The sequence below is a fragment of the Escherichia sp. TC-EC600-tetX4 genome, from assembly GCF_019356055.1.
Lineage (GTDB): Bacteria > Pseudomonadota > Gammaproteobacteria > Enterobacterales > Enterobacteriaceae.
Window position 1 is genome coordinate 2,179,864 of the sequence record NZ_CP079924.1, and the last position, 12,667, is coordinate 2,192,530.

At 49.5% G+C, this 12,667-nt stretch carries 9 protein-coding genes; 7 read left to right on the plus strand and 2 right to left on the minus strand.

Annotation, left to right across the window (positions count from 1 at the left end; translation table 11 throughout):
* Window positions 1-99 precede the first annotated feature (99 nt).
* The 6 genes from malI (at window position 100) to uidC (ending at window position 7,694) form a co-directional block, all read left to right on the plus strand.
* Entirely contained in the window at window positions 100-1,128 is a 1,029-nt protein-coding gene (gene malI, locus KXD89_RS10490; protein WP_000179510.1) for a mal regulon transcriptional regulator MalI, read from the plus strand.
* Between the two features lie 111 nt (window positions 1,129-1,239).
* Window positions 1,240-2,007 carry a 7-alpha-hydroxysteroid dehydrogenase gene (gene hdhA / locus KXD89_RS10495; RefSeq protein ID WP_000483353.1) on the plus strand — a complete coding sequence of 256 codons (768 nt, stop codon included), beginning with the start codon at window positions 1,240-1,242 and terminating at the stop codon, window positions 2,005-2,007.
* A 220-nt stretch (window positions 2,008-2,227) separates the two neighbouring features.
* Window positions 2,228-2,818, plus strand: a complete 591-nt coding sequence (gene uidR, locus KXD89_RS10500) for a DNA-binding transcriptional regulator UidR (RefSeq protein WP_000969092.1) — start codon at window positions 2,228-2,230, stop codon at window positions 2,816-2,818.
* A 390-nt stretch (window positions 2,819-3,208) separates the two neighbouring features.
* Window positions 3,209-5,020: a beta-glucuronidase gene (gene uidA / locus KXD89_RS10505; protein WP_000945878.1), complete on the plus strand. Its 1,812-nt coding sequence runs from the start codon at window positions 3,209-3,211 to the stop codon at window positions 5,018-5,020.
* Entirely contained in the window at window positions 5,017-6,390 is a 1,374-nt protein-coding gene (gene uidB / locus KXD89_RS10510; RefSeq protein WP_001075849.1) for a glucuronide transporter, read from the plus strand. Before uidA ends, uidB begins: the two co-directional genes overlap by 4 nt.
* Window positions 6,391-6,428: 38 nt before the next feature.
* A complete protein-coding gene (uidC, locus tag KXD89_RS10515; protein ID WP_001227023.1) occupies window positions 6,429-7,694 on the plus strand; it encodes a glucuronide uptake porin UidC in 1,266 nt (421 codons plus the stop codon).
* A 225-nt stretch (window positions 7,695-7,919) separates the two neighbouring features.
* On the opposite strand, the gene KXD89_RS10520 is transcribed toward uidC, so the two are convergent.
* Window positions 7,920-9,428: a YdgA family protein gene (locus KXD89_RS10520; RefSeq protein ID WP_001043339.1), complete on the minus strand. Its 1,509-nt coding sequence runs from the start codon at window positions 9,426-9,428 to the stop codon at window positions 7,920-7,922.
* A 100-nt stretch (window positions 9,429-9,528) separates the two neighbouring features.
* Window positions 9,529-10,704: a mannose-6-phosphate isomerase gene (gene manA / locus KXD89_RS10525; protein ID WP_001170664.1), complete on the minus strand. Its 1,176-nt coding sequence runs from the start codon at window positions 10,702-10,704 to the stop codon at window positions 9,529-9,531.
* A 198-nt stretch (window positions 10,705-10,902) separates the two neighbouring features.
* Here manA and fumB point away from each other — a divergent pair, with 198 nt between their 5' ends.
* Window positions 10,903-12,549, plus strand: a complete 1,647-nt coding sequence (gene fumB, locus KXD89_RS10530; protein WP_000066639.1) for a class I fumarate hydratase — start codon at window positions 10,903-10,905, stop codon at window positions 12,547-12,549.
* The last annotated feature ends 118 nt before the right edge of the window (window positions 12,550-12,667 follow it).

Genomic DNA, 12,667 nt, shown 5'->3' on the forward strand with positions numbered 1-12,667 from the left:
TGAGGCATAAATCACATTACGCAACGATAATAGCGGGTATAAGATAAATAAAAGGTAAAACGTTTTATCTGTCACATAATCAGGGAGTAGGTCATCTGCATGGCTACCGCCAAAAAAATAACCATTCATGATGTTGCGCTGGCTGCGGGCGTGTCGGTAAGTACCGTTTCGCTGGTGCTTAGTGGCAAAGGGCGAATCTCTACCGCCACAGGAGAACGCGTTAACGCCGCCATTGAAGAGCTGGGATTTGTGCGCAATCGCCAGGCGTCGGCGCTGCGCGGCGGGCAAAGCGGCGTCATTGGTTTGATCGTCCGTGATTTATCTGCGCCGTTTTACGCCGAATTGACGGCCGGATTGACGGAAGCTCTGGAAGCGCAGGGACGGATGGTTTTTTTGCTTCACGGCGGTAAAGACGGTGAGCAGCTGGCACAGCGGTTTTCACTGTTACTGAATCAGGGTGTCGATGGTGTGGTAATTGCCGGAGCTGCAGGAAGTAGCGATGACCTGCGACGGATGGCAGAAGAAAAAGCTATCCCGGTGATTTTCGCTTCCCGTGCCAGTTATCTTGATGATGTTGATACGGTTCGCCCGGACAACATGCAGGCTGCACAGTTGTTGACGGAGCATCTCATTCGCAATGGGCATCAGCGGATCGCCTGGCTGGGAGGGCAAAGTTCCTCATTAACCCGTGCAGAACGGGTTGGGGGCTATTGTGCAACTCTACTAAAATTTGGCCTGCCGTTTCATAGCGATTGGGTGTTGGAGTGCACTTCCAGCCAGAAGCAAGCCGCGGAAGCTATCACGGCGCTTTTACGTCATAACCCGACCATCAGTGCCGTGGTTTGCTATAACGAAACTATTGCGATGGGGGCATGGTTTGGTTTGCTCAAAGCAGGGCGGCAAAGCGGGGAAAGCGGAGTCGATCGTTACTTTGAGCAACAGGTTTCGCTGGCGGCATTTACCGATGCGACACCAACCACACTTGATGATATACCTGTTACCTGGGCCAGCACGCCAGCGCGGGAACTTGGTATCACACTTGCGGATCGCATGATGCAAAAAATCACCCATGAAGAGACGCATTCACGCAATCTTATTATTCCCGCCCGGCTCATTGCAGCGAAATAATCCTCTCTTTATCTGCTATACCTGGTAGTGTCCTTTCCTCAAGGTTAATGATAAAAAATGTGGCACACAGGCGGTGCCTTTTATTTTTACTGAAGTTCACAGGAGGTTTATGTGTTTAATTCTGACAACCTGAGACTCGACGGAAAATGCGCCATCATCACAGGTGCGGGTGCAGGTATTGGTAAAGAAATCGCCATTACATTCGCGACAGCTGGCGCATCTGTGGTGGTCAGTGATATTAACGCCGACGCAGCTAACCATGTTGTAGACGAAATTCAACAACTGGGTGGTCAGGCATTTGCCTGCCGTTGTGATATTACTTCCGAACAGGAACTCTCTGCACTGGCAGACTTTGCTATCAGTAAGCTGGGTAAAGTTGATATTCTGGTTAACAACGCCGGTGGCGGTGGACCTAAACCGTTTGATATGCCAATGGCGGATTTTCGCCGTGCTTATGAACTGAATGTGTTTTCTTTTTTCCATCTGTCACAACTTGTTGCGCCAGAAATGGAAAAAAATGGCGGTGGCGTTATTCTGACCATCACTTCTATGGCGGCAGAAAATAAAAATATAAACATGACTTCCTATGCATCATCTAAAGCTGCGGCCAGTCATCTGGTCAGAAATATGGCGTTTGACCTGGGTGAAAAAAATATTCGGGTAAATGGCATTGCGCCGGGGGCAATATTAACCGATGCCCTGAAATCCGTTATTACACCAGAAATTGAACAAAAAATGTTACAGCACACGCCGATCAGACGTCTGGGCCAACCGCAAGATATTGCTAACGCAGCGCTGTTCCTTTGCTCGCCTGCTGCGAGCTGGGTAAGCGGACAAATTCTCACCGTCTCCGGTGGTGGGGTACAGGAGCTCAATTAATACACTAACGGACCGGTAAACAACCGTGCGTGTTGTTTACCGGGATAAACTCATCAACGTCTCTGCTAAATAACTGGCAGCCAAATCACGGCTATTGGTTAACCAATTTCAGAGTGAAAAGTATACGAATAGAGTGTGCCTTCGCACTATTCAACAGCAATGATAGGCGCTCACCTGACAACGCGGTAAACTAGTTATTCACGCTAACTATAATGGTTTAATGATGGATAACATGCAGACTGAAGCACAACCGACACGGACCCGGATCCTCAATGCTGCCAGAGAGATTTTTTCAGAAAATGGATTTCACAGTGCCTCGATGAAAGCCATCTGTAAATCTTGCGCCATTAGTCCCGGGACGCTCTATCACCATTTCATCTCCAAAGAAGCCTTGATTCAGGCGATTATCTTACAGGACCAGGAGAGGGCGCTGGCCCGTTTCCGGGAACCGATTGAAGGGATTCATTTCGTTGACTATATGGTCGAGTCCATTGTCTCTCTCACCCATGAAGCCTTTGGACAACGGGCGCTGGTGGTTGAAATTATGGCGGAAGGGATGCGTAACCCACAGGTCGCCGCCATGCTTAAAAATAAGCATATGACGATCACGGAATTTGTTGCCCAGCGGATGCGTGATGCCCAGCAAAAAGGCGAGATAAGCCCAGACATCAACACGGCAATGACTTCACGTTTACTGCTGGATCTGACCTACGGTGTACTGGCCGATATCGAAGCGGAAGACCTGGCGCGTGAAGCGTCGTTTGCTCAGGGATTACGCGCGATGATTGGCGGTATCTTAACCGCATCCTGATTCTCTCTCTTTTTCGGCGGGCTGGTGATAACTGTGCCCGCGTTTCATATCGTAATTTCTCTGTGCAAAAATTATCCTTCCCGGCTTCGGAGAATTCCCCCCAAAATATTCACTGTAGCCATATGTCATGAGAGTTTATCGTTCCCAATACGCTCGAACGAACGTTCGGTTGCTTATTTTATGGCTTCTGTCAACGCTGTTTTAAAGATTAATGCGATCTATATCACGCTGTGGGTATTGCAGTTTTTGGTTTTTTGATCGCGGTGTCAGTTCTTTTTATTTCCATTTCTCTTCCATGGGTTTCTCACAGATAACTGTGTGCAACACAGAATTGGTTAACTAATCAGATTAAAGGTTGACCAGTATTATTATCTTAATGAGGAGTCCCTTATGTTACGTCCTGTAGAAACCCCAACCCGTGAAATCAAAAAACTCGACGGCCTGTGGGCATTCAGTCTGGATCGCGAAAACTGTGGAATTGATCAGCGTTGGTGGGAAAGCGCGTTACAAGAAAGCCGGGCAATTGCTGTGCCAGGCAGTTTTAACGATCAGTTCGCCGATGCAGATATTCGTAATTATGCGGGCAACGTCTGGTATCAGCGCGAAGTCTTTATACCGAAAGGTTGGGCAGGCCAGCGTATCGTGCTGCGTTTCGATGCGGTCACTCATTACGGCAAAGTGTGGGTCAATAATCAGGAAGTGATGGAGCATCAGGGCGGCTATACGCCATTTGAAGCCGATGTCACGCCGTATGTTATTGCCGGGAAAAGTGTACGTATCACCGTTTGTGTGAACAACGAACTGAACTGGCAGACTATCCCGCCGGGAATGGTGATTACCGACGAAAACGGCAAGAAAAAGCAGTCTTACTTCCATGATTTCTTTAACTATGCCGGGATCCATCGCAGCGTAATGCTCTACACCACGCCGAACACCTGGGTGGACGATATCACCGTGGTGACGCATGTCGCGCAAGACTGTAACCACGCGTCTGTTGACTGGCAGGTGGTGGCCAATGGTGATGTCAGCGTTGAACTGCGTGATGCGGATCAACAGGTGGTTGCAACTGGACAAGGCACTAGCGGGACTTTGCAAGTGGTGAATCCGCACCTCTGGCAACCGGGTGAAGGTTATCTCTATGAACTGTGCGTCACAGCCAAAAGCCAGACAGAGTGTGATATCTACCCGCTTCGCGTCGGCATCCGGTCAGTGGCAGTGAAGGGCGAACAGTTCCTGATTAACCACAAACCGTTCTACTTTACTGGCTTTGGTCGTCATGAAGATGCGGACTTGCGTGGCAAAGGATTCGATAACGTGCTGATGGTGCACGACCACGCATTAATGGACTGGATTGGGGCCAACTCCTACCGTACCTCGCATTACCCTTACGCTGAAGAGATGCTCGACTGGGCAGATGAACATGGCATCGTGGTGATTGATGAAACTGCTGCTGTCGGCTTTAACCTCTCTTTAGGCATTGGTTTCGAAGCGGGCAACAAGCCGAAAGAACTGTACAGCGAAGAGGCAGTCAACGGGGAAACTCAGCAAGCGCACTTACAGGCGATTAAAGAGCTGATAGCGCGTGACAAAAACCACCCAAGCGTGGTGATGTGGAGTATTGCCAACGAACCGGATACCCGTCCGCAAGGTGCACGGGAATATTTCGCGCCACTGGCGGAAGCAACGCGTAAACTCGACCCGACGCGTCCGATCACCTGCGTCAATGTAATGTTCTGCGACGCTCACACCGATACCATCAGCGATCTCTTTGATGTGCTGTGCCTGAACCGTTATTACGGATGGTATGTCCAAAGCGGCGATTTGGAAACGGCAGAGAAGGTACTGGAAAAAGAACTTCTGGCCTGGCAGGAGAAACTGCATCAGCCGATTATCATCACCGAATACGGCGTGGATACGTTAGCCGGGCTGCACTCAATGTACACCGACATGTGGAGTGAAGAGTATCAGTGTGCATGGCTGGATATGTATCACCGCGTCTTTGATCGCGTCAGCGCCGTCGTCGGTGAACAGGTATGGAATTTCGCCGATTTTGCGACCTCGCAAGGCATATTGCGCGTTGGCGGTAACAAGAAAGGGATCTTCACTCGCGACCGCAAACCGAAGTCGGCGGCTTTTCTGCTGCAAAAACGCTGGACTGGCATGAACTTCGGTGAAAAACCGCAGCAGGGAGGCAAACAATGAATCAACAACTCTCCTGGCGCACCATCGTCGGCTACAGCCTCGGTGACGTCGCCAATAACTTCGCCTTCGCAATGGGGGCGCTCTTCCTGTTGAGTTACTACACCGACGTCGCTGGCGTCGGTGCCGCTGCGGCGGGCACCATGCTGTTACTGGTGCGGGTATTCGATGCCTTCGCCGACGTCTTTGCCGGACGAGTGGTGGACAGTGTGAATACCCGCTGGGGAAAATTCCGCCCGTTTTTACTCTTCGGTACTGCGCCGTTAATGATCTTCAGCGTGCTGGTATTCTGGGTGCTGACCGACTGGAGCCATGGTAGCAAAGTGGTGTATGCATATTTGACCTACATGGGCCTCGGGCTTTGCTACAGCCTGGTGAATATTCCTTATGGTTCACTTGCTACCGCGATGACCCAACAACCACAATCCCGCGCCCGTCTGGGCGCGGCTCGTGGGATTGCCGCTTCATTGACCTTTGTCTGCCTGGCATTTCTGATAGGACCGAGCATTAAGAACTCCAGCCCGGAAGAGATGGTGTCGGTATACCATTTCTGGACAATTGTGCTGGCGATTGCCGGAATGGTGCTTTACTTCATCTGCTTCAAATCGACGCGTGAGAATGTGGTACGTATCGTTGCGCAGCCGTCATTGAATATCAGTCTGCAAACCCTGAAACGGAATCGCCCGCTGTTTATGTTGTGCATCGGTGCGCTGTGTGTGCTGATTTCGACCTTTGCGGTCAGCGCCTCGTCGTTGTTCTACGTGCGCTATGTGTTAAATGATACCGGGCTGTTCACTGTGCTGGTACTGGTGCAAAACCTGGTTGGTACTGTGGCATCGGCACCGCTGGTGCCGGGGATGGTCGCGAGGATCGGTAAAAAGAATACCTTCCTGATTGGCGCTTTGCTGGGAACCTGCGGTTATCTGCTGTTCTTCTGGGTTTCCGTCTGGTCACTGCCGGTGGCGTTGGTTGCGTTGGCCATCGCTTCAATTGGTCAGGGCGTTACCATGACCGTGATGTGGGCGCTGGAAGCTGATACCGTAGAATACGGTGAATACCTGACCGGCGTGCGAATTGAAGGGCTCACCTATTCACTATTCTCATTTACCCGTAAATGCGGTCAGGCAATCGGAGGTTCAATTCCTGCCTTTATTTTGGGGTTAAGCGGATATATCGCCAATCAGGTGCAAACGCCGGAAGTTATTATGGGCATCCGCACATCAATTGCCTTAGTACCTTGCGGATTTATGCTACTGGCATTCGTTATTATCTGGTTTTATCCGCTCACGGATAAAAAATTCAAAGAAATCGTGGTTGAAATTGATAATCGTAAAAAAGTGCAGCAGCAATTAATCAGCGATATCACTAATTAATATTCAATAAAAATAATCAGAACATCAAAGGTGCAACTATGAGAAAAATAGTGGCCATGGCCGTTATTTGCCTGACGGCTGCCTCTGGCCTTACCTCTGCTTATGCGGCGCAACTGGCTGACGATGAAGCGGGACTACGCATCAGACTGAAAAACGAATTGCGCAGGGCGGATAAGCCCAGTGCTGGCGCGGGAAGAGATATTTACGCATGGGTACAGGGAGGATTGCTCGATTTCAATAGTGGTTATTATTCCAATATTATTGGCGTTGAAGGCGGGGCGTATTATGTTTATAAATTAGGTGCTCGTGCTGATATGAGTACCCGGTGGTATCTTGATGGTGATAAAAGTTTTGGCTTTGCCCTGGGGGCAGTAAAAATAAAACCCAGTGAAAATAGCCTGCTTAAATTAGGTCGCTTCGGGACGGATTATAGTTATGGTAGCTTACCTTATCGTATTCCGTTAATGGCTGGCAGTTCGCAACGTACATTACCGACAGTTTCTGAAGGAGCATTAGGTTATTGGGCTTTAACACCAAATATTGATCTGTGGGGAATGTGGCGTTCACGAGTATTTTTATGGACTGATTCAACAACCGGTATTCGTGATGAAGGGGTGTATAACAGCCAGACGGGAAAATACGATAAACATCGCGCACGTTCTTTTTTAGCCGCCAGTTGGCATGATGATACCAGTCGCTATTCTCTGGGGGCATCGGTACAGAAAGATGTTTCCAATCAGATACAAAGTATTCTCGAGAAAAGCATACCGCTCGACCCGAATTATACGTTGAAAGGGGAGTTGCTCGGCTTTTACGCGCAGCTCGAAGGTTTAAGTCGTAATACCAGCCAGCCCAATGAAACGGCGTTGGTTAGTGGACAATTGACCTGGAATGCGCCGTGGGGAAGTGTATTTGGCAGTGGTGGTTATTTGCGCCATGCAATGAATGGTGCCGTGGTGGATACCGACATTGGCTATCCCTTTTCATTAAGTCTTGATCGTAACCGTGAAGGAATGCAGTCCTGGCAATTGGGCGTCAACTATCGTTTAACGCCGCAATTTACGCTGACATTTGCACCGATTGTGACTCGCGGCTATGAATCCAGTAAACGAGATGTGCGGATTGAAGGCACGGGTATCTTAGGTGGTATGAACTATCGGGTCAGCGAAGGGCCGTTACAAGGGATGAATTTCTTTCTTGCTGCCGATAAAGGGCGGGAAAAGCGCGATGGCAGTACGCTGGGCGATCGCCTGAATTACTGGGATGTGAAAATGAGTATTCAGTATGACTTTATGCTGAAGTAAAAAATAACGCCGGAGAGAAAAATCTCCGGCGTTTCAGATTGTTGACAAAGTGCGCGTTTTTTATGCCGGATGCGGCGTAAACGCCTTATCCAGCCTACAAAAACTCATAAATTCAAAGTGTTGCAGGAAAAGGTAGGCCTGATAAGCGTAGCGCATCAGGCAATCTCTGGTTTGTTTTCAGATGAAAACGCCGGAGTGAAAATTCTCCGGCGTTTTGGCCGTGAATTACTGCTGCGGAATTGCCGGTACAGCCGGAACGTTAAGAGCTGGCATCGCAAACATGCCAACAAAATCTTCTAACGACATTTTCTGCCCATTTAACGTTATCTGACCGTTAGCATATTGCAGGCTGGTGGTGATGGTATTGTCCTGCAAGGTGGTCAGACGGAACATCTGCCCCATTGCTGATGCACCTTCAACTTGCTGTTTCGCCAGTTTTTTCGCTTGATCTTCCTGATAACCTTCCAGCTTCGCTACCTGAGTCATAAACTCAGTTGCCATATCCACCGGAATGGTCAGTTTCGCATCCAGAGATTTAACCGAACGATCTACTTCCTGCGCCAGCGTTTGCGGCGCTTCTTTAGTCGTTGCCGGATCTTTCAGGAACAGCGACAGATTCAGGGCACTTTCACCCTGACTGTTTTTCCAGCTTAGCGGCGCGATAGTAATCACCGGATCGCCTTTCAGCATCAGCGGCAGGGCGCTAAAGAAGGCTTCCGTCACTTTCTCCTGATAAAGTTCGGGGTTGTTGGCAATTTCTGGCTGTGCCAGCAGCGCCTGAGTTTGCGCGTTATATTGCTGGCTAAACTGATGCCAGGCTTCACCATCAATCTGGCCGACTTTTAAAGTCAGCTTGCCGCTGCCCAGATCCTGATTCTGTACCTTCAGGCTGTTTAGCGAGTAATCCAGTTGGCTATTGATCGTTTTACCGTCATTGACCAGATCCGATTTACCGCTGATCTCCATGCCTTCCAGCAGTGCCAGTTCTTTGCCTTCCACTGAAATGGTCATTTTTTCCAGTGACAGTTTTTGATTTCCTACACGCTCACCAAAACTTGCCAGCGTGCTGGAACCGTCGGTTTTCAGATTATTAAAGGTCAACTGCACTTTCTGGTTGTATTCGTTAACTGCGTCTATCCGACCACTTTGCGCCTCCCCGGAAAGGGAGATGGCTTTGCCGTCTCTGTCAGCATTTAACTGGAACTCGCCGCCGCTAAAGGCGACTTTTTCATCCTTTTGCTCGTAATTCAGTGGCTTGAGCGAAATATCGGAACTGGAATCACCGCTGTAACCAATGCGCGAGTTAATCTCAAAAGGCGTTTCACCTTTTGCCATATCAAACAGTGGTTTGCTTACTTCGTTATTAACCAGCGTGGTTTGAATTGATGCCATCGACGGGATCAGGTTCAGTTTTTTAAGCTGGGCAAGCGGGAAGGGACCATGATCAACCGATTCGTTGAAGATGACGCTCTGACCGCTTTTAATCCACGGATTTTCTTTCCCGGCAATGGGTTTCACCAACAGTTGCAACTGGCTGCTGAATACGCCGCGATGATAGTTTTGATAACTCACTTCCAGGTTGGATTCAGGAGCTGTCAGTTTGAGTTGCGCGTTCGCCTGCGCGACCATGTCTTCGAGATGGGTTTCAATCTTCTTGCCTGTATACCATGCGCCGCCTGTCCAGACTACGCCTAGCGCAACAATGACGCCTACCGCTACCAGCGATTTATTCATAATGATTATCCATAAAATGAAATCAGGCGGACTGGCCGCCTGAAGGTGTTATAAGCCTTTAATAAGCTTAGCAAGAGATGTTAATTTTTTCAGTAAGCTCTTACAGCTTGTTGTAAACACGCGCTAAACGGCCGTGGCCTTTGACAGTCACCGGTGATTCGTTGGCGGCAATAAACGCTGATTCACCCGGTTTAAGCTGTAACTGCTGAGAACCTTTCCACAACGTTGCATCGCCTTCGACGCAGAACAAAATGGCGGCACTCTGCTGGCTAATGGTGGTTTCTTTATCACTAAGGTCATGCAGCGAGAAGGCAAAATCATCCACTGGAATCGGGAAGTCCAGTTCTGCACCTTGTTTCACCGGCTGGGTCAACAACTGGTTAGCCGGTTTGGCTTCGAATTTCACATTGGCAACCAGTTCCGGAATATCAATGTATTTAGGCGTCAGACCCGCACGCAGCACGTTATCGGAGTTTGCCATCACTTCCAGCGCCACGCCTTGCAGGTAAGCGTGCGGTGTTTCAGCGAACAGGAACATCGCTTCGCCAGGGTTCAATTTCACCACATTCAGCAATAGCGGGGAGAACAGACCGCTGTCTTCCGGGTAAAATTCAGAAATTAAACGAATCGTTTGCCACGGTTCACCCTGCTGGCTATCGAGGGCCGATTTTAAAATCGCCAGCGCGCGGGATTTTTCTTCACCCTGCATATTCAACAGGCTGGCGAACAGTTCGCTTAAACGTTCGGCATCAGGCTGTTGTAAAAAGTGAGCAATCGCCGGATGTGCACCTGCGACCGGCTGGAGTAGGGAGACAATCTCGGAAAATTCACGAAACGCGTTCATCGCAAGGAAAGGCGTCAGCGCAAAAACCAGCTCCGGCTTGTGGTTAGGATCTTTATAGTTACGCTCGGCGGCATCCATCGGGATACCTGCGGCATTTTCTTTGGCAAAACCGATTTCAGAATTGTGTTTGTTTGGATGAACCTGAATGGAGAGTGGCTGTGCTGCGCATAATACTTTGAACAGGAAAGGCAGTTCGCCAAAGCGTTTGGCAACGGCCTCTCCGAGCAGAGTCGATTTATCACTCTCAATCACATCACGCAGTGAAACGATATCTCCGGCGGCATTCTGCACTCGTGAACTGCTTTTCGGATGTGCGCCCATCCACAGCTCGGCCATCGGCTGGCTGGACGGATTTTCCATACCATAAAGTTCAGTCAACGCCGTTTTGCTGCCCCAGGCATAGTTTTGCACTGAGTTAATGAGTTTTTGCATGATCAATCCCTGTTTTAATGTGGAAATTAATCCCACTATTAAAGCAAGAATCCTACGGGAAGTAACCTGGAGCCGCAAAAAGTCGTACTAGTCTCAGTTTTTGTTAAAAAAGTGTGTAGGATATTGTTACTCGCTTTTAACAGGGCAACGGAACACCCGCCCAGAGCATAACCAAACCAGGCAGTAAGTGAGAGAACAATGTCAAACAAACCCTTTCATTATCAGGCTCCTTTTCCACTCAAAAAAGATGATACTGAGTATTACCTGCTAACCAGCGAACACGTTAGCGTATCTGAATTTGAAGGGCAGGAGATTTTGAAAGTCGCACCCGAAGCGTTAACTCTGTTGGCGCGCCAGGCGTTTCATGATGCGTCGTTCATGCTGCGTCCGGCGCACCAACAACAGGTGGCCGACATTCTGCGTGACCCGGAGGCCAGCGAAAATGATAAATATGTGGCGCTGCAATTCCTGCGTAACTCCGACATCGCGGCGAAAGGCGTTCTGCCAACCTGTCAGGATACCGGCACCGCGATTATTGTTGGTAAAAAAGGGCAGCGTGTATGGACCGGTGGTGGTGATGAAGCGGCGCTGGCGCGCGGTGTCTATAACACTTATATCGAAGATAATCTGCGCTACTCGCAAAACGCGCCGCTGGATATGTATAAAGAAGTGAATACCGGCACCAATCTGCCAGCGCAGATCGATCTTTATGCCGTTGATGGCGACGAATACAAATTCCTCTGTATCGCCAAAGGTGGTGGTTCGGCAAACAAGACGTATCTCTATCAGGAAACCAAAGCGTTACTGACGCCGGGGAAACTGAAAAATTACCTGGTTGAGAAGATGCGCACGCTGGGTACGGCGGCCTGTCCTCCGTATCATATTGCGTTCGTTATTGGTGGAACTTCTGCAGAAACGAACCTTAAAACGGTGAAACTGGCTTCCGCGAAATACTATGATGAACTGCCAACGGAAGGGAATGAGCACGGTCAGGCGTTCCGCGATGTGGAACTGGAAAAAGAATTGCTGATCGAAGCGCAAAATCTTGGTCTGGGTGCGCAGTTTGGTGGTAAATACTTCGCTCACGACATCCGCGTGATTCGCCTGCCACGTCACGGCGCATCCTGCCCGGTCGGTATGGGCGTCTCCTGCTCTGCTGACCGTAATATCAAAGCGAAGATCAACCGTCAGGGGATCTGGATCGAAAAACTGGAACATAATCCAGGCAAATATATCCCGGAAGAGCTGCGCAAAGCGGGAGAAGGCGAAGCGGTGCGCGTTGACCTTAACCGTCCGATGAAAGAGATCCTCGCACAGTTGTCGCAGTATCCCGTTTCTACACGCTTATCGCTTAACGGCACGATTATCGTCGGTCGTGATATTGCTCACGCCAAACTGAAAGAGCGGATGGATAACGGTGAAGGGCTGCCGCAGTACATCAAAGATCATCCGATTTACTACGCGGGTCCGGCCAAAACGCCGGAAGGTTATGCCTCCGGTTCTCTTGGCCCAACGACCGCCGGACGGATGGATTCTTATGTCGATCAACTGCAAGCGCAGGGCGGAAGTATGATCATGCTGGCGAAAGGCAACCGCAGCCAGCAGGTGACGGATGCCTGTAAAAAACACGGCGGCTTCTACCTTGGCAGTATCGGTGGTCCGGCCGCTGTATTGGCGCAGGGAAGTATTAAGAGCCTGGAATGTGTTGAATATCCGGAACTGGGAATGGAAGCCATCTGGAAAATTGAAGTGGAAGATTTCCCGGCGTTTATCCTTGTGGATGATAAAGGAAATGACTTCTTCCAGCAGATACAACTCACACAATGCACCCGCTGTGTGAAATAAACAGAGCCGCCCTTCGGGGCGGTTTTTTTACATGGCACGAAAGACCAAACATTTGTTATCAAATGGTAAATAATAAGTGAGCTAAAAGTTGCTTAACGAAAGCAAAACAGAAAGAAAA